This window comes from Nocardia sp. NPDC060249 (assembly GCF_042728755.1).
Classification (GTDB): domain Bacteria; phylum Actinomycetota; class Actinomycetes; order Mycobacteriales; family Mycobacteriaceae; genus Nocardia.
The window spans coordinates 8,089-31,163 of record NZ_JBHXAQ010000007.1; the positions used below are offsets into that span (position 1 = coordinate 8,089).

Genomic DNA, 23,075 nt, shown 5'->3' on the forward strand with positions numbered 1-23,075 from the left:
CTACTCAGCGACGATCACCGTGACCTCACTGTCGGCCACGTCGGTCGGGTCGCCCGCGACTACGAACCAGTGAGTGACCTCGCCGTCTGTCAGGTCGTCTTCCACCGAGGCATCGGGGAGCACCGACAGTGCCCCGGCGGTGGACGAGGCCAGGAATTCCTGGACGGCGGCCGGACCGGAGGCGTGGGTGGTGTAGGTGGTGCCTTCGTAGTCGATGCCGTGGTCGTCGCGCAGGCGTTCGGCGAGGGCCACCGCTTCGGACTGGGCGAGGACGGTGGCGTGCTCGCCGGAGACCAGCACGAAGGCCGGATGGTCCTCGGTCAGGGGGCGGACTCGGTCGGCGTAGGAGACGGGATGGGCCGCGGTGGCGGCGATCTCGTCTTCGACGTCGGCCAGGACCAGCCACTGACCCGCCACCCCGGCGACCGGCGTAGCGCTGATGCCGAAAACAGCTCCGGCGGCGGCGATTTCGACGCCGGAGAGTTCACCGGCGAACAGCACCGCGGCGCCTGCCTTGTGCACCGCCCAGGCGGCGAGGACCGAATCCACGCTGCGCGGCAGCGAGATCGCGACCACGTCGCCTGGGCCCGCACCACGCGCGATGAGCACGCGGGCCAGCTGTGAGGACTTGCGATCCAGTGCGCTGTAGGCGATTTCGCTGTCACCGCGCAACAACGCCGGAGCCTGCGGATCGGCTTCGACGACCTCGGCGAGCACCTTGGCCACCGTCTGCGCGCCGACACCGGCAGCGACCGGGGCCGAAACAGCGGCTGTCACACCGGAATCGGCGAGCAGCTGGGCGCGTTCGCCCGCATCGAGGATGTCGATGTCGCCGACCAGGCCGGACGGGTTGTCGAGCAGCTCGTCGAGCACCCGCAGCAGGCGCTGCGACAGCGTGCGGACCTCGTCGGCGGTGAAGGTGCTGGTCAGGTACTTCATCGTGATCTCGATGGTCGACTCGGCCATCACCACCAGCGTGAGCGGGTAGTGGGTCGCGTCGTCGAGGCCGACACCGGTGACCTGCATGCCGTCGATCGAGCTCGCCGCGGTGACGGCGTCCTTGTCCATCGGGTAGGACTCGAACACCACCAGCGTGTCGAACTGCGAGCCCATGCCCGCCACCCGCTGGATGTCGGACAGACCGACGAAGTGGTGGCTGAGCAGCTCGGCCTGCTCGGACTGCACCCGCTGGGTGAGCTTCTCCGCGGTCATCCGATCGTCGATCTGGATGCGCACGGGCAGGGTGTTGATGAACAGGCCGACCATCGACTCGACGCCGGGCAGCTCCGCCGGGCGACCGGAGACGGTCGCGCCGAACACCACGTCGTCGCGGCCGGTGAGGCGGCCGACGACGATGCCCCACGCGGTCTGCAGCATCGTGTTCACGGTGACACCGAGCTCGCCGGCGAACTTGCCGAGCTTCCTGGTGCGGTCGTTGTCGATCTCGACGATGACCTTGCCGAGTTCGTAGCGTTCGTCGGTGCGCGGCGCGGGCGCGAGCTGGGTGGGGCCTTCGACCCCGGCGAGCGCGTCCGCCCACACCTGTAGCGACACTTCCCGATCCCAGCCCGAGAGCCAGGACAGGAAGTTGCGGTAGGACGCCACCCGCGGGAGCGCGGTGAGGTCACCGTGCACCGCGTAGAGCACGAGCAGGTCGCGCATGAGCAGCGGCATGGACCAGCCGTCGACCAGGATGTGGTGCACGGTGATCGCCAGGTGCGAATGCTCCTCGTCGATCTTGTAGAGACCGAAGCGGATCAGCGGCGCGGTGGCCATGTCGAACTGGTTCGCCTGGTCGGCGCGCAGCAGTTGCCGCATCCGCGGCATCCGCTCGTCCTCGGGCAGGTCGGTGAGGTCGACCTCGCGCCACGGCACCTCGAGCTCGGAGAGCACCACCTGTGCCGGCTGACCGGCCGAATCGGTGACGAACGCCGTCCGCAGGTTCGGGTACCGGTCGAGCACGGCCTGGGCCGCGCCGCGCAGACGCTCGGTGTCGAGGGTGCCGGTCAGGTCGAGGACGGCCTGCACGGTGTAGACGTCGACGGTCGCCGAGCTGAGCATGGCGTGGAACATCAGGCCCGCCTGCAGCGGCGAGAGCGGCCACACCTCCGACAGCGCCGGGTAGTCGCGCTCCCACAGCTCCAGATCGGACTGGCCGACCCGGATCAGGGACATGTCGGACGGGGTGAAGCCACCCGCGTCGGCCCGCTGGGCGTGCGTGGCGAGCGCGGTGAGCGCGGCCACGAACAGGTCGGCGAACTCCTGCGCCTGGTCGGCGGTGAGCAGACCCTTCGGGAACGCGATGTTCGCGCCGAGCTGCGGGCCCTCGTCGCCGTCGTTGACGATGGCGTTGATGTCCAGGGTCGCGTTGGCGGGCATGTCGAGGTCCATCTCGGCGTCGAGCTGACCCAGATCCGCCACCGGCACCCAGCCGAGTTCGGCGAGCTCGGCCGGGATCTCACCGGCGGTCGCGCGACCGAGGTAGTTGAAGCTGATCTGGCCGACGCTCGGCAGGTCGGCACCGTCGAGGTACTTCAGCATGCCGAAGCCGATGCCCTTGTCCGGCACCGCGAGCATCTGCTCCTTGACCGACTTGATGACGTCACCGAGCACGGCGCCACCGGCGAACGCGTCGTCGAGGTCGGCACCGCCCAGGTCCAAACGGACCGGGAAGGCAGTGGTGAACCAGCCGACGGTGCGCGACAGATCCGCACCGGCCACGATCTCTTCCTGGCGGCCGTGGCCTTCCAGCTTGATCAGGGCCGCGGTGCCGGATTCGTCACCACGCCACCGGGATACGGCCAGCGCGAGTGCGGTGAGCAGACCGTCGTTGACGCCGCCGTGGTAGAGGCCGGGGATGGCGGTGAGGACCGCGTCGGTGACCTCGGGCGACAGGGTGACCTGTACCCGGTCGACGGTGGCGAAGGTGTCGACCTGCGGGTCGAACGCCCGCGAGCCCAGCTGCGGATCGGCGGTGGCCGAAACCTCGCGCCAGAACGGCAGTTCCGCACGGCGATCCGCCGACTGCTCGACCAGGCTGTGCGCCCAGCGACGCATCGAGGTGCCGTTGACCGGCAGCGTGACCTGCTGGCCCGCCGCGATCTGACCCCAGGCCATGCCGAGGTCCGGGATCAGGATGCGCCAGGAGACGCCGTCGATCACGAAGTGGTGGCCGACGATGAGCAGTACGTCGCGGCGGCGCGGTCCCTCGGCGTTGTCGCCGAAGGCGAACCAGACGAACTGCACCATGGCGGCGTTCGCGGGGTCGAGACGGCCCATGGCCTCGTCGTATTCGACGCTTGCCAGCTTGGACAGCTGATCGTCGGCGATGTCACCGGCGACCTCGACCCGGCGCACGAGCGTGGTCACGTCGACCTCGCCCGGTGCCAGAGCCTCGAAGATCCACCCGTTCGCGGCATCCTTGGCCACCCGCGAACGCAGCACATCGTGGTGGTCGAAGACCGCGCCGATGGTGGCGTGCAGGACATCGGCGGTGATGTTGTCGGGCAGGCGAAGCACCATCGACTGGGAGAACCGGTCGTAGGTGGAACCGCTCGCCAGGATCTGACGCATGATCGGCAGCATCGGGATTTCGCCGACACCGCCGCCCGGCAGTTCCTCGAGCACGATCTGTTCGGCGTCGCTCGCGAGCACGGCGATCTCGGCGAGCCCGGCCACGCTGCGCTTGTCGAACACATCGCGCGGCTTGAAGAGCACGCCGCGGTCCTTGGCGCGCGAGACCAGCTGGATGGACAGGATCGAGTCGCCGCCGAGGGCGAAGAACGAATCGTCCAGGCCCACGGCGTCCACGCCGAGCACCTCGGCGAAGACGGTGGCGATGATCGCCTCGAGGTCGCTGGTCGGCGTGCGGAACTCGCGCGGGGCGAGGACCGGCTCGGGCAGTGCGCGCCGGTCCAGCTTGCCCGCGGGGGTCAGCGGGATCTCGTCGAGGACCATCACGGCGGCGGGCACCATGTGCGCGGGCAGGTGCTGCGCCGCGTACTCGACCAGGGCGGCCGGGTCGACGGTGCCGCGCACGTAGGACACCAGGATGGTGGCGCCCGCGTCGGTCTCGCGGCCGATGGTGGCCGCGAACTCGACGGCGTCGTGCGCGGTGAGGACCGCGTCGATCTCGCCCAGTTCGATGCGGAAACCGCGGATCTTCACCTGGAAGTCGTTGCGGCCCACGTATTCCACGACCGGCTTGCCGTGCACCGTGCGCCAGGCCACGACGTCACCGGTGCGGTAGAGGCGCTCGCCCGCCACGTACGGGCTGGCCACGAAACGCTCGGCGGTGAGGCCGTGGCGCGCGTGGTAGCCGCGGGCCAGCGGGACGCCGCCGAGGTACAGCTCACCGGCCACGCCCTCGGGGACCGGGCGCAGGCGGCTGTCGAGCACGTACACGGTGGCGCCCGCGATCGGGCCACCGATGTTCATGGTGTCGCCCGGCAGCAGCGGATCGGACAGGTTGGTGGCGATGGTCGCCTCGGTCGGGCCGTAGGCGTTGTAGAACCGGTGGTGCGCCGGGTCGGTACCCGCGCTGTGCCAGTTCGCGACCAGGTCGACGGGGGCCTTGTCGCCACCGACGATCAGCGCTTCGAGCCCGGCCAGTGCCGCGGGTTCCATCGACGCCGCGACCAGCGGGGTGAGGAACACATGGGTGAGCCGCTGGCCCGCGATGATGTCGGCCAGCTCCTCGCCGCCGACCACACCGACCGGTGTGATGACGAGCGTGCCCGCCGAGCCGACGGCCAGGAGGAACTCGAGGATCGACGCGTCGAACGACGGTGACGCGAACGCCAGAGTCCGCGCGTTCTCGTCGAGACCGAACTGCGCGACCTGGGCGGCGGCGAAATTGGGCACACCGGCGTGGGTGACGACGACGCCCTTGGGCAGACCCGTCGAACCCGAGGTGTAGATCATGTAGGCCGTGTTGCCGGGGCGGACCGCGCCACGGCGATCGGCCTCGGTGATCGGGGCGTCGGACTGTGCGGCGATCTGCGCCGCGGCGGCGTCGTCGTCGAGGACCAGCCAGTCACCCTGCGTGGGCGCGGGCAGGTGGCCGACCTCGGAGGAAACCGTGATACCCAGCGCCGCACCGGAATCCGACATCATGTGGGCGATGCGCTCGGCCGGGTACTTCGGGTCGACCGGGAGGAAGGCCGCGCCGGTCTTGCTGACGGCCCAGATGGCCAGGGTCGTGTCGAGCGAACGCTGCATGGCGATGGCGACGACCGTTTCCGGTGCCGCACCACGCTCGATCAGCACGCGAGCCAGACGCGAGGACGCCGCGTCGAGCTCGGCGTAGGTCAGCGATGCGATCGACGACGTCGACGCACCTTCGGCCGATGTGAGCGCCCCGACCAGACCGCTGCCCGCCGACTCGCCCGGCGCGACGATGGCCTGACCGGTCGGGTTGGTCGCCACGGCCTGGGCCAGCAGCTCCGGAAGGGTGCTCACCGCAGCGGCGGGACCGCCTGTGCGGGTGAGCAGTTCGGTGCGCTCGGTCTCGTCGAGGAGTTCGAGATCGCCGACCGGGGTGGTGGTGTCGGCGACGACCTCGGCGAGCAGACGCTGGAAGCGCTGCGCGAACTTCTCCACCGTCGACTGGTCGAACAACGCACTGGCGTAGGAGAACTCGGCGTAGGCGCCTGCCTCATCTCCTGCTGCCGCTTCCCGCACGGTGAGCAGCAGGTCGAACTTGGCGGTGTCGACGTCGAAGTCGACGGCCGAGACCGACAGGCCGGGCAGCTCGAAGCCGGCGTCGGGCAGGTTCTCGAACGACAGCGCCACCTGGAACAGCGGGTGCCGCGCCGTGGAGCGCTCGGGGTTGAGCAGTTCCACCAGTCGTTCGAACGGGATGTCGGCGTGGGCGAAGGCGGCCAGGTCGGCGTCCTTGGCCTGGGTCAGCAGCTCCGCGAAGCTGAGCTGTCCGCCGACCTGCGTGCGCAGGGCGAGGGTGTTGACGAACATGCCGATCACATCGTCGAGTTCGGCTTCACCACGGCCCGCGATCGGGGTGCCGATGACGATGTCCTCGGTGCCCGACATGCGTGCCAGGAAGACCGCCAGCGCGGTGTGCACGACCATGAACAGCGTCGCGTTCTGCTCGCGGGCGATGGCGGACAGTCCGGCGTGGATGTCGCCACCGATCGGGAACAGCACCCGGCCACCGGCGAAGGACTGTGTGCTCGGACGCGGCCGATCCAGGGGCAGGTTCAGCTCGTCGGGAACACCGGCGAGTGCGCGCTTCCAGTAGTCGGCCTGCTGGGCGATGAGGCTGGTCTCGTCGGCCTCGGAGCCGAGCACCTCGCGCTGCCAGACGCTGAAGTCGGCGTACTGCACCGGCATCGGCGCCCAGCCCGGGGCCGCACCGGTGGCACGGGCGGCGTAGGCGATCATCACGTCGCGGGTCAGCGGGCCCATGGACCAGCCGTCGGCGCTGATGTGGTGAGCGACGAACACGAGCACGAACTCCTCGTCGCCGACCTGCATCAGGCGAGCGCGCAACGGAACTTCGTCGATCACATCGAAGCCGGTGGTGATCAGCTCGGCGATCTTGTCGCGCACCTGTTCGGGGGCAACGGTTTCCGGCGTCAGGTCCGGCACATTGCCCTCGACCGGCAGGATCACCTGGTGCGGCGTGCCGTCGGTCGACGGGTACACCGTGCGCAGGGTCTCGTGCCGGGCGAGCACATCGGCGACGGCCAGTTGCAGCGCGTCCACGTCCAGCGCGCCCGACAGGCGGACGGCGACGGGGATGTTGTTCACCGAGGAAGCCGTGTCGAACTGGTTCAGGAACCACATGCGCTGCTGCGCGAGCGACAGCGGCACCTGATCCGGGCGCGGCCCGGCGACCAGCGCGCGACGCCCACCGGCGCCCGCACCCTGCTCGACCTTCACCGCGAGTCCGGCCACCGTCGAGGCCTCGAACAGCAGGCGCACGGGCACCCGGCTGTCCAGGGCGGCGCCGAGGCGGGCCGCGACCTGGGTGGCCAGCAGCGAGTTGCCGCCGAGAGCGAAGAAGTCGTCGTCGGCACCGACCCGCTCGGCGCCGAGGACATCGGCGAACACGCCGGCCACGATCTCCTCGATCGGCGTCGACGGCGCGCGGAAGACCTGCGCCTCGAACTCCGGCTCCGGCAGCGCCTTGCGGTCGAGCTTGCCGTTGACATTGAGCGGCAGCGCGTCCAGCACGACGAACGCGGCGGGCACCATGTACGACGGCAAGCCGTCGGCCAGCGTCGACTTGATCTGTGCCACATCGATATCCGAGCCGACCAGGTAGGCGACCAGGCGGTCACCGGTGCGCGGATCGGACTTGGCGATCACCGCGGTCTGGGCGATCTCGGGCAGCGCGAGCAGCGCGGCCTCGATCTCGCCGAGCTCGATGCGGAAGCCGCGGATCTTCACCTGGAAGTCGGTGCGGCCACGGTAGTCGAGTTCGCGGTTGTTCCAGGCCACCAGGTCACCGGTGCGGTACATGCGAGTACCCGGGGTGAACGGGTTGGCCACGAAGCGATCGGCGGTCAGATCCGCGCGACCGTAGTAGCCGCGAGCCAGCTGCGCGCCCGCCAGGTACAGCTCACCGGCGACACCGTCGGGCACCGGGCGCAGACGCGCGTCGAGCACGTAGACCTGGCTGTTCCACTCGGGCGAACCGATGGAGACCGACACCTGGTCGGCGGCGTTCACCCGGTGCGAGGTGATCGAGACCGCGGCCTCGGTCGGGCCGTACAGGTTGAACAGCTCGGTGCGGCTGAACTCGGTGCGGAAACGCTGGGCCAGCGAACCCGGCAGCGCCTCACCGATGGCGAGCACCCGCCACAGCGAATCGGGGATCCCCGAGGCGAGCAGCGCGTCGAGCATCGACGGCACCACGTGCAGGGTGGTGACCCATTCGCGGGCCATCAGCTCGTTGAGGTAGGCCGGGTCGCGATGGCCGTCGGCCGAGGCGATCACCAGGCGGCCACCGCAGACCGCGGCCGACCAGAACTCCCAGACCGAGAGGTCGAAGGTGGCGGCGGTCTTGAGCAGCACCGCGTCGGCGGCGTCCATGCCGAACTCGATCAGCTTCCACTGCAGCTGGTTGGCGATGGCACCGTGCGAGACGGCCACACCCTTCGGGCGGCCGGTGGAGCCGGACGTGAAGATCACGTACGCGGTGTTCTCCGGTCGCAGCGGCTCGGTGCGCTCGGTATCGGAAATCGGTGCGGCACTCAGCGATTCGAGGTCGAGCTCGTCGACGCGGACCACGGGCGCGGCATCGGTGGCGAACTCGGCGGCGGTCAGCACGCAGACCGGTGCCGCCGTCTCGAGGATGTAGTCGGTGCGCTCGGCCGCCTGATCGGGGTCGACCGGCACGTACGCGCCACCGGACTTGGCCACCGCGTACATCGCGACGACCAGGTCGACGGACCGGCGCATCGCCAGCGCGACCCGGGACTCCGGACCCACACCCAGCGAGATCAGGTGCCGGGCGAGGCGGTTCACCTTCGCGTCGAGTTCGGCGTAGGTGAGCTGCGCGCCGTCGTCGGTGACCAGCGCGGTCGACTTCGGATCGGCGGCCACCGACGCGTCGAGCAGCGAGACCAGGGTGGCCTCGGTGTCGACCGGGTAGGTGGTGGCGTTGCGTGCGTCGAGGATCTGGGCGCGTTCGGCCGTGGCCAGCAGTTCGATATCGCCGACCGCGGTGCGCGGGGTGGCGACGATCGCGCCGAGCAGGCGGACGAACCGCTCCACGAAACCTTCGACCGTGGCGTGGTCGAACAGGTCGGTGGCGTAGGTGAACAGACCCGAGATACCTTCGGGCTCACCGGCATCGCTGTAGCGGTCGGTGGCGATCAGGTGCAGATCGAACTGTGACAGCTCGGTGGCGATGTCGAGGCCGGAGACCGTCAGGCCCGGCAGTTCCAGAGTGGCGCGGCTGAGGTTCTGGAACGACAGGCCCACCTGGAACAGCGGATGACGCGCGGTGGAGCGAACCGGGTTGAGCACCTCGACGAGACGCTCGAACGGCACGTCGGCGTTGGCGAACGCCGCGATGTCGTCTTCACGCTGGCGGGCCAGCAGTTCGGTGAACGCCTCGCCGCCGTCGACCCTGGTGCGGAAGACCAGGGTGTTGACGAACATGCCGATCATGTCGTCGAGCGCGGCTTCGCCACGACCGGCCATCGGGGTGCCGATGGCGATGTCGTCGGTGCCCGACAGGCGGGCGAGCAGCACCGCGAGGGCGGTGTGCACGACCATGAACAGCGTCGCGCCCTCGGCACGGGCCAGTTCGACCAGCGCGCGGTGGGTGTCGGCGTCGATCTGGACGTCGACCTTGCTACCGGCGAAGGTCTGCACCGCGGGACGCGGCCGGTCGGCGGGCAGGTCGAGCTGATCGGGCAGGTCCGCCAGCGCCTGCTTCCAGTGCGCGACCTGCTTGGACGCCATCGAGTCGGCGTCGTCCTCGCTGCCGAGCAGGTCACGCTGCCAGATGCTGTAGTCCGCGTACTGCACGGCCAGCGGGGCCCAACCGGGCTCGGAGCCCATGGAGCGGGCCGCGTAGGCGGTCATCAGGTCGCGGGTCAGCGGGGCGACGGAGGAACCGTCACCGGAGATGTGGTGCACGACCAGAGCCAGGACGAACTCGTCGGTGTTCTCGACCCGGAACAGGGCGACCTTGAGCGGGACCTCGACGGTGACGTCGAACATCGTCGACATCAGTTCGGCCACCGCCGATTCCACCTGGTCGGCGGCGACGGTGCGTTCGATCAGGTCCGGCGCGGCCTGCGCGGGCGACAGGATCACCTGGGCCGCACCGGCGGCTGTCTGCGGGTAGATCGTGCGCAGGATCTCGTGGCGGGTCACCAGGTCGGTGACCGCCGCGCGCAGCGCGCGCACGTCGAGGTCGCCGGTCAGGCGAACCGCGACGGGCACGTTGTACGCGGCCGACTGGGTGTCGAAGCGGTTGAGGAACCACATCCGCTGCTGCGCGAGCGAGAGCGGGATGTGCTCGGGGCGCGGACCCGCGGTCAGCGCCTTGCGATCGCCGGTCTCGGCATGCTGCTCGACCCGCTGAGCCAGCGCGGCCACCGTGGACGCCTCGAACAGCAGGCGCACGGGGATCCGGGTGTCGAGCGCCGCGCCGAGGCGGGCGGCGACCTGCGTGGCCAGCAGCGAGTTGCCGCCCCAGGCGAAGAAGTCGTCGTCGAGGCCGAAACGCTTGTCGGCATCGAGGCGAAGGACCTCGGCGAAGGTGGCCGCGACGAGCTGTTCGCTCGGGCTCACCGGCGCGCGGAACACGGCCTTCTCGACCTCGGGCTCCGGGAGAGCCTTGCGGTCGAGCTTGCCGTTGGCGTTCAGCGGCAGCGCGTCGAGCTGCAGGAACACGGTCGGAACCATGTAGGAGGGCAGTTCGGCCGCGAGCGCGGTACGCAGGGCGCGCTTGTCGAGCTCGCCACCGTCGGCGGCGGAGCGAGACCGCGCGGCGTCGGTGGTCGCGGCGTCGGTACCGGCGACGACATAGGCGACCAGGCGGTCGCCGACGACGGGGTCGGTGTGCGCGAGAACGGCGGCGGAGGTGATGCCCGGCTGCCGTAGCAGCGCGGCTTCGATCTCGCCGAGTTCGATGCGGAAGCCACGGATCTTCACCTGGAAGTCAGTGCGGCCCCGGTAGTCCAGCTCGCCGTTGGCATTCCAGGCCACCAGGTCACCGGTGCGGTACATGCGGGCGCCGAGTTCCGGGCGACCGGCGGATGCGGCGAACGGGTCGGCGACGAAGCGGTCGGCGGTCAGATCCGCGCGACCGTAGTAGCCGCGGGCCAGCTGGGCACCGGCCAGGTAGAGCTCACCGGAGACGCCCACCGGCACCGGGCGTAGGCGCGAATCCAGCACGTAGACACGGCTGTTCCACTCCGGTGCGCCGATCGACACCGACACCGTGTCCGCGTCGGTGACCGCGTGGCTGGTGATCGAGACCGCGGCCTCGGTCGGGCCGTACAGGTTGAACAGCGCGGCGGTGTTGGCCGTGCGGAAACGCTGCGCGGTCGCGGCGGGCAGCGCCTCACCGATGGCGAGGACGCGGCGCAACGTACGCGGCAGTGCGGCACCGGATTCGGTGAGCAGCGCGTCGAGCATCGACGGCACCACATGCAGCGTGGTGACGGCGGTGGCCCGCATCAGGTCGTTGAGGTAGGCCGGGTCACGGTGGCCGTCGGCGGTGGCGACCACCAGGCGGGCGCCCGCGACGGCGGCGGTCCAGAATTCCCAGACCGAGAGGTCGAAGGTGGCGGCGGTCTTGAGCAGCACCGCGTCATCGGCGCCGATCCCGAATTCGGCCATCTCCCACAGCAACTGGTTGACGATCGCGCCGTGCGAGACCGCGACGCCCTTGGGCTTGCCGGTCGAGCCGGACGTGAAGATCACGTACGCGGTGTTCGCCGGGACCAGGGTGCGCCCGGTGATCGCGGCATCGCTGACATCGCTGAGGTCGAGGTCGTCGAGCACCACCACTTCGGCTGCCGCGGTACTGAATTCGGCGCTCGCCGTGGTCAGCACGACAGCGGGTGCGGCTGTCTCGAGGATGTAGTCGGTGCGCTCGGCAGGCTGATCCGGGTCGATCGGCACATACGCCGCCCCCGTGCGGGCCACCGCGTACATCGCGATGATCAGCTCGGCGGAACGACGGATGGCCAGTGCCACCCGGTCCTCGGTGCCGATACCGAGCGAGATCAGGTGCCTGGCAAGACGGTTCACTTCCGCGTCGAGCTCGGCATAGGTCAGCTCGATACGACCGGCGGTTTCGATCGCTACCACGCTGCTGCGAGCAGCACCGCCGTCAGCCGCCGGGGCGAGGCCGACTGGGGTGCGGCCCTCGGCATCGTCCACGATCAGCGCGATCGCGTCCGGGGTGGCAGCCACGGTGGCGTCGAGCAGCGACACCAGGGTGGCGTCGGTGTCGACAGCGTGCGCGGTGTCGTTCCACGCGGTGACGATCCGCTCGGATTCCGGCGTGGTGAGCAGATCGATATCGCCGACCGGGAGAGTGGCGTCGGCGGCGACCGCGTCCAGCACCAGCAGGAAACGGTCCGCGAAGCTCTGGACCGTCGCCTCGTCGAACAGGTCGATGGCGTAGCCGAATTCGGTGACCAGCTGGGCCGGCGCGCCGTCGTCGGTGTAGCGGTCGTAGAGGGTGACGTGCAGGTCGGTCTTGGCCAGCTGGGAGTCGTAGTCGACGGCGCTGACGGTGAGGCCGGGCAGTTCGAAGGTGGTGTCGGCCAGGTTCTGGAACGACAGGCCCACCTGGAACAGCGGGTTGCGGGCGGTGGAGCGGACCGGGTTGAGCACCTCGACGAGCCGCTCGAACGGCACGTCGGCGTTCGCGAAGGCTTCCAGGTCGCGGTTGCGCACGTCGGCGAGCAGTTCAGCGAAGGAGGCGCCGGGGTCGACGGCGGTGCGGAACACCAGGGTGTTGACGAACATGCCGATCAGGTCGTCGAGTTCGCGCTCACCACGGCCGGCGATGGGGGTGCCGACGGCGATGTCGTCGGTGCCCGACAGGCGGGCGAGCAGCACCGCGAGCGCGGCGTGCACGACCATGAACAGCGAGGCGTTGTTCGCCCTGGCCAGTTCGTGCAGGGCCGCGTGACGTTCCGGGTCGATCTCGAAGCGGATGGCCTGGCCCTGGAACGACTGCGCGGGCGGGCGCGGCCGGTCGGCGGGCAGTTCGAGCTGGTCGGGCAGCCCGGCGAGCGCTTCGCTCCAGTAGGCGACCTGCTTGGCGGCGAGGGATTCGGGATCGGTCTCGTCGCCGAGGACCTCGCGCTGCCACAGCGCGTAGTCGGCGTACTGCACGGGCAGCGGCGCCCACTGCGGCGCCTCGCCCTGCACGCGGGCCACGTAGGCGGCCATGATGTCGCGGGCCAGCGGGCCCATCGAGGAACCGTCGGCGGAGACGTGGTGCACGGTGAACGCGAGCACGTGGTCGGTCTCGGTGAGTTCGAACAGCGCGACCTTGAGCGGCACCTCGTGGGTGACGTCGAAGGTGGTCATCGCGAATTCGATGACGCTGCCGAGCAGTTCGGCCTCGGTGACGGTGATGTGGTGCACCACGGCGCGGCTCTGCGACACGGGCAGGATCACCTGGTGCGGGCCGTCCGGCGAGCCCGGGTAGGTGGTGCGCAGCATTTCGTGGCGGGCGAACACGTCGCCGATGGCCTGCTCGAGCGCGGGCACGTCGAGGTCGCCGGTGAGGCGCACGGCCAGGGGGATGTTGTCGACCGCGGAGGTGGACGTGTCGAACTGGTTGAGGAACCAGTAGCGCTGCTGGGCGGGCGAGAGCGGGATGACGGCGGGCCGCTCCCCCGCGGTCAGGCGCGGACGGGCCCGGCCGGAGCCCGCGTTGTGCTCGGCGCGGGCGGCCAGTGCGGAGACCGTCGAGGCCTCGAACAGATCGCGGACCGAGAGCTGGGTGTCCAGGGCCGCACCGATGCGGGCGGTGACCTGGGTGGCCAGCAGCGAGTTGCCGCCGAGTTCGAAGAAGTCGTCGTCGGCGCCGACCCGGGTCACGCCGAGCACGTCACCGAAGGTGCCCGCCACGATCTCTTCGATCGGGGTGGACGCCGCGCGGAACACCTTGGCCTCGAACACCGGCGCGGGCAGCGCCTTGCGGTCGAGCTTGCCCGAGGCGTTGAGCGGGAAGGCGTCCAGGATCACGAAGGCGGTGGGGACCATGTAGGCCGGCAGCGCGCCACCGAGGTCGGTACGCACGGCGTCGAGGTCGATGCTCGAACCGGCCGCCGGGATCAGGTAGCCGACCAGCTGGTCGCCGAGACGCTCGTCGGAGCGGACCACGACCACGGACTGGGCGATCGAGGGCAGCGCGGTGAGCGCGGACTCGATCTCGCCGAGTTCGATGCGCAGACCACGCAGCTTCACCTGGAAGTCGGTGCGGCCCAGGTACTCCAGCTCGCCGTCGGCGGTCCAGGCGACGAGGTCGCCGGTGCGGTACATGCGAGCGCCGTGTTCGCCGAACGAATCGGCGACGAAGCGGTCGGCGGTGAGATCGGGACGGTTGACGTAACCGCGCGCCAGCTGGACACCGGCCAGGTAGAGCTCGCCGGGAACGCCGACGGGCGCGGGGTGCAGGCGCGAATCCAGCACGTACACCTGGGTGTTGAAGACCGGCGCACCGATCGGCACCGAGGTGGTGTCGGCATCGGTGACCTCGTGGAAGGTCACGTCGACGGCGGCCTCGGTGGGGCCGTACAGGTTGTGCAGGGCCGCGCCGGTGAGGGCGCGCATCCGCTGGGCGGTCGGCGCGGGCAGCGCCTCACCCGAGGCGAACACCAGTCGCAGGCTGCTCGAGACCTCGGCACCGTCGGCGAGCGCCACGGCAGCGGATTCGGCCAGTTCGGCGACGAAGACCGACATCATCGACGGCACGAAGTGCGCGGTGGTGACGCCTTCGGTGGCAATGATCTCGGCGAGGTAGGCGGGATCGCGGTGACCATCGGGCTTGGCGACAACGAGTCGCGCGCCGATCTGCAAGGGCCAGAAGAACTCCCACACCGACACGTCGAAGGTCGCCGGGGTCTTCTGCAAGACCACATCGGCCTCGGTCAGACCGTAGGCCTGCTGCATCCACACCAAGCGGTTGACGATCGCACCATGGCTGACCGCCACCCCCTTCGGACGACCCGTCGAACCCGACGTGAAGATCACATACGCCGTGTTCTCCGGACGCAACGGCGCGATCCGCTCGGCATCGGTGACCGGCGCATCCGAGTAGCCCGAGAGATCCAGGCGATCGATGTTGAGCGCCGTGGCCGAACCCGCGTCGAATTCGTCACGGACAGTGGTCAGGACACACACCGGCGCCGCGGTCTCGAGCACGTAGTGGGTGCGCTCGGCCGGGTGATCGGGGTCCAGCGGCACGTAGGCGCCACCGGCCACGCTCACCGCGTACATGCCGATCACCAGGTCGAGCGAACGGCGCATGCCGAGCGCGACCATGGTGTCCGGGCCGACGCCCTCGGCGATCAGGTGACGGGCCAGGCGGTTCACCCGCGCGGTGAACTCGCGGTAGGACAGACTCGTCCCCTCGAACGTCACGGCGGTCGCATTCGGGCTGGTCGCGGCCTGTGTCTCGAACATCGACACCAGCGTGGCGGCCCGGTCGACCGGATGCTCGGTGGCGTTCCAGTCGGTGATCACCTGGCGGTATTCGGCCGGGGCCAGCAGGTCGACCTCGCCGATCGCGCGGGCCGGCTTGGCCACGACCGCAGTCAGCATCCGCACCAGGCGCTGCGCGAGGGCGGCGACGGTGCCGGCGTCGAACATGTCGGTGGCGTAGGCGAATTCGGCGGTCATGCCGTCGGCGGAACCGTCGGCACGGTGACGATCAGCCAGGTTCAGGTGCAGATCGAACTTGGCGGTGACCACGTCGAGAGGCACGCCCGCGACCTCGAGGCCGGGCAGTTCGAAGGACGCCTCACCGGTGTTCTGGAAGGACAGCATCACCTGGAACAGCGGGTGGCGGGCCTGCGAACGGGCCGGGTTGAGGATCTCCACGAGCCGCTCGAACGGCAGGTCGGCGTGGCCGAAGGCGGCGAGGTCGTTCTCCCTGGTCCGGTCGAGCAGCTCGGTGAACGGCTGGGCCGGGTCGACGGCGCTGCGCAGGACCAGGGTGTTGACGAACATGCCGATGGCGTCGTCGAGCACCGCTTCACCACGACCGGCGACGGCGGTGCCGATGGCGATGTCGTCGCTACCCGACAGGCGGGCCAGCAGGGCGGCGAACGCGGCGTGCACGACCATGAACAGGCTGGCGCCGTGTTCGCGGGCCAGCGCGTTGAGTCCGGCAGCCAGGGCCGGATCGATCGAGAACTCGTGCACGCCACCGCGATTGGACGCCACAGCGGGACGGGCCCGGTCGGCGGGCAGGTCGAGCTGGTCGGGCAGCCCGGCCAGGTTCTGCGACCAGTAGGCCACCTGCTGGGCGATCATCGAGGCCGAATCCGCTTCGGAGCCCAGTGTTTCGCGCTGCCACAGGGCGAAGTCGGCGTACTGCACGGGCAGTGGCGCCCAGCCAGGTGCTTCACCGCGCGAGCGGGCGGCGTAGGCGATCATCACGTCGCGGGCCAGCGGGCGCACCGACCAGCCGTCACCGGAGATGTGGTGCACGACGAAGACCAGCACGTGGGTGTCGGGATGGGAGCCGTCCATCGAGCCCGCGATACGCAACAGTTCGGCGCGCACCGGGACCTCGGCGGTCACGTCGAATCCGGCGAGCACGAGTTCGCTGATGCGATCGCGGATCTCGTCCTCGCCGACGGTGATCGGGTGCAGCGAGATCGGCATCTGCCCGGCGGGCAGCACGACCTGCACGCCCTGGCCCTCGGCGGTCTCCGGGTAGACGGTGCGCAGCACCTCGTGCCGGTCGACCACATCGGCGACGGCCTGGCGCAGGGCATCGATGTCGAGGTCACCGGTCAGGCGGACCGCGAGCGGGATGTTGTTGACGCCGGTCGCGCTGTCGAAGCGGTTGAGGAACCACATGCGCTGCTGGGCGAGCGAGAGCGGGATCTGGTCCGGGCGCGCACCGGCGACGAGCTCGCGGCGGCTGCCGCTGCCCGCGTGGACCTCGACCTTGGCGGCCAGCGCGGCCACCGAGGGCGCCTCGAACAGGGCGCGCACGGGGACGCGGGTGTCGAGGGCGGCACCGAGGCGGGCGACCACCTGGGTGGCGATGAGCGAGTTGCCGCCCAGGTCGAAGAAGTCGTCGTCGAGGCCGACCGCGCGGTCACCGGTCAGGCCGAGCACCTCGGCGAAGGTGGCGGCCACGATCTCCTCGATCGGCGTCCGCGGCGCACGGAACTCGCGCGCCTCGAACACCGGCTCGGGCAGGGCGCGCCGGTCGAGCTTGCCGTTGGCGCTCAGCGGCATCTCGTCGATGACGACGAACGCGGCCGGAACCATATAGGACGGCAGCTGCGCCGCGAGATGCGCGCGCACAGCGTCGACGTCGACGCTCTCGCCCGCGGTGGGGACGACATAGCCGACGAGCTGGTCACCGGTGCGCGCATCCGAACGCACGACCACCACGGCCTGGGCGACGGTGCTGTGCGCGGTGAGCGCGGCTTCGATCTCGCCGAGTTCGATGCGCAGACCACGCAGCTTCACCTGGAAGTCGGTGCGGCCGAGGTAGGTGATGACGCCGTTCTCGTCGCGGCGGACGAGGTCACCGGTGCGGTACATCCTGGCGCCGCCTGCCGCGAACGGGTCGGCGACGAAGCGGTCGGCGGTGAGGTCCGGTCGGCCGAAGTAGCCGCGGGCCAGCTGCGCGCCCGCCAGGTACAGCTCACCGGAGACACCGGCGGCCACGGGGTGCAGACGGGAATCCAGGACGTAGGCCTGCGCGTTCCAGACCGGCGCACCGATCGGGACGGCGCCGTCGACCTGGTCGGCGACCGGGCCGTGCGTCGCGTGGACGGTGAACTCGGTGGGGCCGTACAGGTTGAACAGCGCCGCGTCGCTCACCTTGCGGAAGGCGACGACCGTGTCGGCGGTGAAGGCCTCGCCGGCGATCAGCAGGGCGCGCAGCGAGGACAGAGCTCCGCCCTCGACAGCGGCCTGATCGATGCTGCCCGCGAACACGGTGAGCATCGACGGCACGAACGAGGTCATCGTGACCCGTTGCGCGGCAATGACATCCGCGAGGTACTGCGGGTCGCGGTGGCCGTCGGGGCTCGCCACGACGATCCGGCCGCCGGTGCTCAGCGGGCCGAACAGCTCCCATACCGACACGTCGAAGGTGGCGGGCGTCTTGAACAGCACCACATCGTCGGCGTCGATGCCGTATTCGCCGGTGATCCAGCGGATCTGGTTGACCACGGCCGAGTGCGGCACGGCCACACCCTTGGGACGGCCGGTCGAGCCGGAGGTGAAGATGACGTAGGCCGGGTGCTGCGGGAGCAGCGGCACGATCCGCTCGGAATCGGTGACCTGAGTCTGCGGGTAATCCGAGAGATCGAGCGAGTCGATGACCAGCGTTATCGGGTCACCCGCCGCCTCGGCGCCGACAGCCGAGCCGACATTGTCCACGGCCGCACTGTCGTCGAGTCCGAACCCGTCGCGGGTGGTGGTGAGGACGGCGACCGGGGCGGCCGTCTCCAGCACATAGGCGATGCGGTCGGCGGGCTGGTCCAGGTCCAGCGGCACATAGCCACCGCCCGCTTCCTGCACCGCGTAGGCCGCGACGACCAGGTCGATGCTGCGGCGCAGGCCGAGCGCGACCAGGGATTCCGGTCCGACGCCCGCTTCGATCAGGCGATGCGCCAAACGGTGCACGCGAGAGGCGAAGTCGGCATAGGTCAGGGTTTCGCCGGTGGCGGGGTCGACCATCGCGACCGCGTCGGGCGTGGCCGCGGCCTGGCGGGCGAACTCGTCCACCAGCGTGCCCGTGTCGGGCAGCTCACGGGTGGTGTCGTTCCACCCGCGCACGGCCAGCGCGGTTTCCGCCGAGTCGAGCAGTGCGAGATCGCCGACGGCGCGGTTCGGCGCCGCCGCGATGCCGGCCAGCAGGCGGGTGAAACGGGCGCCGAAGCGGTCCATCGTCGCCGCGTCGAACAGATCGGTGGCGTAGATCAGCTCGGCGACGATCCCCGATGCGTCGCCCGGCTTCTCGGTGAGCACGACCTGCAGGTCGAACTTGGCCACGTCGATCGGCAGGTCGACACCGCTGACGGTGAGGCCGGGCAGTTCCAGGCTGGTCTGGCCGGTGTTCTGGAAGGCCAGCATGACCTGGAACAGCGGGTGGCGGGCCTGCGAGCGGGCGGGGTTGAGGATCTCGACGAGGCGCTCGAACGGCAGGTCGGCGTGGCCGAAAGCCGCGATATCGCTCGCGCGGACCTCGCCGAGCAGGTCGGTGAAGCTCGCGTCGCCGTCGATCTCGGTGCGCAGCACCAGGGTGTTGACGAACATGCCGATCAGGTCGTCGAGCGCGCGCTCACCACGGCCCGCGATGGGGGTGCCGATGGCGATGTCGTTCTCGCCGGACAGGCGCGAGAGCAGCAGTGCCAGCGCCGCGTGGGTGACCATGAACAGCGTCGCGCCGCGGGTGCGGGCCAGCTCGGTCAGGGCCGCATGGGTTTTCGCGTCGATCTCGAAGGTGTGGGTGGCGCCGCGCCCGCTGGCGAGGGCGGGGCGCGGCCGGTCGGCGGGCAGATCGAGCTGCTCGGGCAGGCCGCGCAGGGTCGAACCCCAGTACGAGATCTGCTGGGCGATCACCGATTTCGTGTCGTCCTCGTCACCGAGTACGGCGCGCTGCCACAGCGCGAAGTCGGCGTATTGGACTTCCAGCGGACGCCAGGCCGGTTCGGCGCCTTCCACGCGGGCGCTGTAGGCGGTCATCACGTCGCGGGTCAGCGGGCCCATGGAGAAGCCGTCGGCCGAGATGTGGTGCACGACCAGGGCGAGCACGTGTTCGGTGGGGCTCACCTCGAACAGGGCCGCGCGGAACGGCACCTGGGCGGTGACGTCGAACGCGGTGAGTACCAGCTCCGAAAGCCGTTGCGGCAGTTCGGCGGCGGTGGTCTCGATCGGCGCGAGGTCGGGGATGACCTTGCCGGTCGGCACGATCACCTGGTAGCCGGCGCCGGAAACCTCCGGATAGTAGCTGCGCAGGGATTCGTGGCGGGCGAGCACGTCGGCCACGGCCACCTGCAGTGCCTGGCGGTCGAGCAGGCCCGACAGCCGGACGGCGGCGGGGATGTTGTCCACCGCCGACTCGGGGTCGAAGCGGTTGAGGAACCACATGCGCTGCTGTGCCAGCGACAGCGGCACCCGCTCGGGGCGCTGCTGCGGCACCAGCGGCGCGCGGCGTTCGGCACCGGAGTGCGTCTCGGCGCGCGCGGCCAGCCCGGCCACGGTGGAGGACTCGAACAGTTCGCGCACGCCGATATCGGTGTCGAGCGCGGCCGACAGGCGGGCGGCGACCTGGGTGGCGGTCAGCGAGTTGCCGCCGAGGGCGAAGAAGTCGTCGTCCAGGCCGACCCGGTCCAGGCCGAGCACACCGGCGAAGGTGGCGGCGACGATCTCCTCGACCGGGGTGGTCGGGGCGCGGAACACCGCGGCCTCGAACACCGGCGCGGGCAGCGCCTTACGGTCGAGCTTGCCGGAGGCGTTGAGCGGGAACTCGTCGAGGACGATGATCACCGCGGGCACCATGTAGGCGGGCAGGTTGTTGCCCAGTTCCTCGCGGGCGTCCTCGATGTCGACGGTGCGGCCGGTCGCGGGGATCACGTAGGCGACCAGCTGATCACCGGTGTGCTGATCGCCGCGGACCACGACCACCGACTGCGCGACCTCGTCGAGGCCGGTCAGCGCGGACTCGATCTCGCCGAGCTCGATGCGCAGACCACGCAGCTTCACCTGGAAGTCGGTGCGGCCCAGGTATTCCAGCTCGCCCTGTTCGGTCCAGGCGACGAGGTCACCGGTGCGGTACATCCGCTCGCCGTCCTCGCCGAACGGGTCGGCGACGAAGCGATCGGAGGTCAGATCCGGGCGGGCGACGTAGCCGCGCGCCAACTGGACACCGGCGAGGTAGAGCTCACCCGCGACACCGACCGGGACGGGGCGCAGGCGCGCGTCGAGGACGTAGACCTGGGTGTTGAAGACCGGGGCGCCGATCGGCACCGTGTCCACGTCGGTGTCAACGACCTCGTGGAAGGTGACGTCGACCGCGGCCTCGGTGGGGCCGTACAGGTTGTGCAGCGCGGCACCGGTCAGCTCACGCAAACGGTGAGCGGGCTTGGGCGGCAGGGCTTCACCGGAGGCGAACACCATCCGCAGCGACTCGCAGCGCGCGGCCGCGGCGTCGGCGACGAACACGGCGAGCATCGACGGCACGAAGTGGGTGACCGTGACGCCCTCGGCGCGGATGATCTCGGCGAGGTACGCCGGATCGCGATGGCCGTCCGGCTTCGCGACAACCAGCTTCGCACCGATCTGCAAGGGCCAGAAGAACTCCCACACCGACACGTCGAACGTGGCAGGCGTCTTCTGCAGAACGACGTCGGCCTCGGTCAGACCGTAAGCCTCCTGCATCCACACCAAACGGTTGACGATCGCACCATGGCTGACCGCCACACCCTTCGGACGACCCGTCGAACCCGACGTGAAGATCACATACGCCGTGTTCTCCGGACGCAACGGCGCGATGCGCTGGGCGTCGGTGACGCGGGTGTCGGCGTAGCCGTCCAGGTCGAGCAGGTCGATGCGGACCTGGGCGGTGTCGATCTCCAGATCGGTGCCCGAGGTGAGCACACACACCGGATCCGCCGTCGCCAGGATGTACTCCGTGCGCTCGGCCGGATGATCGGGGTCCAGCGGCACGTAGGCGCCACCGGCCACGCTCACCGCGTACATGCCGATCACCAGGTCGAGCGAGCGGCGCATGCCCAGTGCCACATAGGTTTCCGGGCCCACACCGCGGTCGATCAGCCAGCGCGACAGACGGTAGACCTGCTGGGCGAACTCGGCGTAGGTAAGACTCGTGCCCTCGAAGGACAGCGCGGTGGCCTGCGGTGTGCGGGCCAGCTGTGCCTCGAACATCGAGACGAGGGTGGCCCGCTGGTCGACCTCGTGCGCGGTGGCGTTCCACTCGCGCACGACGAGTTCGCGTTCGGCGGCATCGAGCAGTTCGATATCGCCCACGGCGACAGCCGGTTCCGTGGTGATCGCGGTGAGCACCCGGAGCAGGCGCTCGGCGATGCGGTGCACGGTGGCCGCGTCGAACAGCTCGCTCAGATAGCCGGCGCGGATGCGCAGCTGGGTGTCGAGCTGGGCGATCAGCGACAGCGGGTAGTGCGTGGCGTCGGCGGCGTCGAGGCCGGTGACGGCCATCCCGTCGATGTCGGCGGCCTGGGCCTTGATGCCCTCGGCGTCGACGGGGTAGGACTCGAAGACCACCAGCGAGTCGAACAGGCCACCGATTCCGGCCGCCGACTGGATCTCGGCCAGGCCGATGTAATGGTGGTCGAGCAGGTCGGCTTGCTCACCCTGGGTGCGGGTGAGCACAGCGCGCACCGATTCGGCGGCGTCGAAGCGCACGCGCACCGGGACGGTGTTGATGAACAGGCCGACCATGGATTCCACGCCGGACAGCTGCGCGGGACGACCCGAGACGGTGGTGCCGAAGAGCACGTCGTCGCGGCCGGTCATCCGGCCGAGCACGATCGACCAGGCCACCTGCAGGACGGTGTTCGGGGTGACGCCGAGATCGGCGGCCAGCGCCACGAGCCGCGCCGTGGTGGGCTCGTCGAGGTCGAACAGGTACTCGTCGGACAGGGCGGCGATCTCGCGGCTCGCGTCGGGGCGGGCCAGCATGGTCGGCTCGGTGACGCCGCGCAGCGCGTGCGACCAGGCCTCGACCGAGACCGAGTGATCCTGGCGGGCAACCCATTCCAGGAAGTGCCGGTAGGAGCGGACGGCGGGCAGCGCGCTCGCGTCGCCGTGCAGGGCGTAGAGGGCGAGCAGGTCGCGCATGACCAGCGGCGTCGACCAGCCGTCCAGCAGGATGTGGTGGTTGGACACCACGAAGCGCCATTCGTGCTCGGCGATCCGGATCAGGGTGAAGCGGATCAGCGGCGGGTTCGCGAGGTCGAAGCGTGCGGTGCGGTCGGCCTCGACGAGGTCGTCGTACTCGCCCGATTCCGTGCGGTCGTGTTCGGTCCAGGCCACCTGGGTGGTGTCGAGGACGACCTGCACGGCATTGCCGTCGTGGTCGGTGACGAACGCGGTGCGCAGGGTTTCGTGGCGGTCGAGCAGCGCCTGGGCGGCGGCGCGCAGACGGGTGGCGTCGACGCGACCGGTGAGCGTGAGGACGGCCTGGGCGGTGTAGACGTCGACCGAGGTGGCGGCGAGGCGGGCGTGGAAGAACAGACCTGCCTGGAGCGCCGCGAGCGGCCACACCTGGGTCAGCTCGGGGTAGCGCTTCTCCCAGGTGTCGATATCGCGCTGGGTGGCGCGCACGAGGGCGAAGTCGGACGGCGTGTGACCGCCCGCGTCGGCCGAATTGGCGTGCCGGG

At 70.2% G+C, this 23,075-nt stretch carries 1 protein-coding gene (running past one end of the window); it reads right to left on the bottom strand.

Annotation, left to right across the window (positions count from 1 at the left end; genetic code table 11):
- Positions 1–23,075, bottom strand: the 3' portion of a protein-coding gene (locus ACFWFP_RS23575) for a non-ribosomal peptide synthase/polyketide synthase (RefSeq protein ID WP_379298387.1). 21,001 nt of this gene lie beyond the right edge of the window; 23,075 of the gene's 44,076 nt are visible here — the last part of the coding sequence; the start codon falls outside the window, past its right edge; it ends in the stop codon at positions 1–3.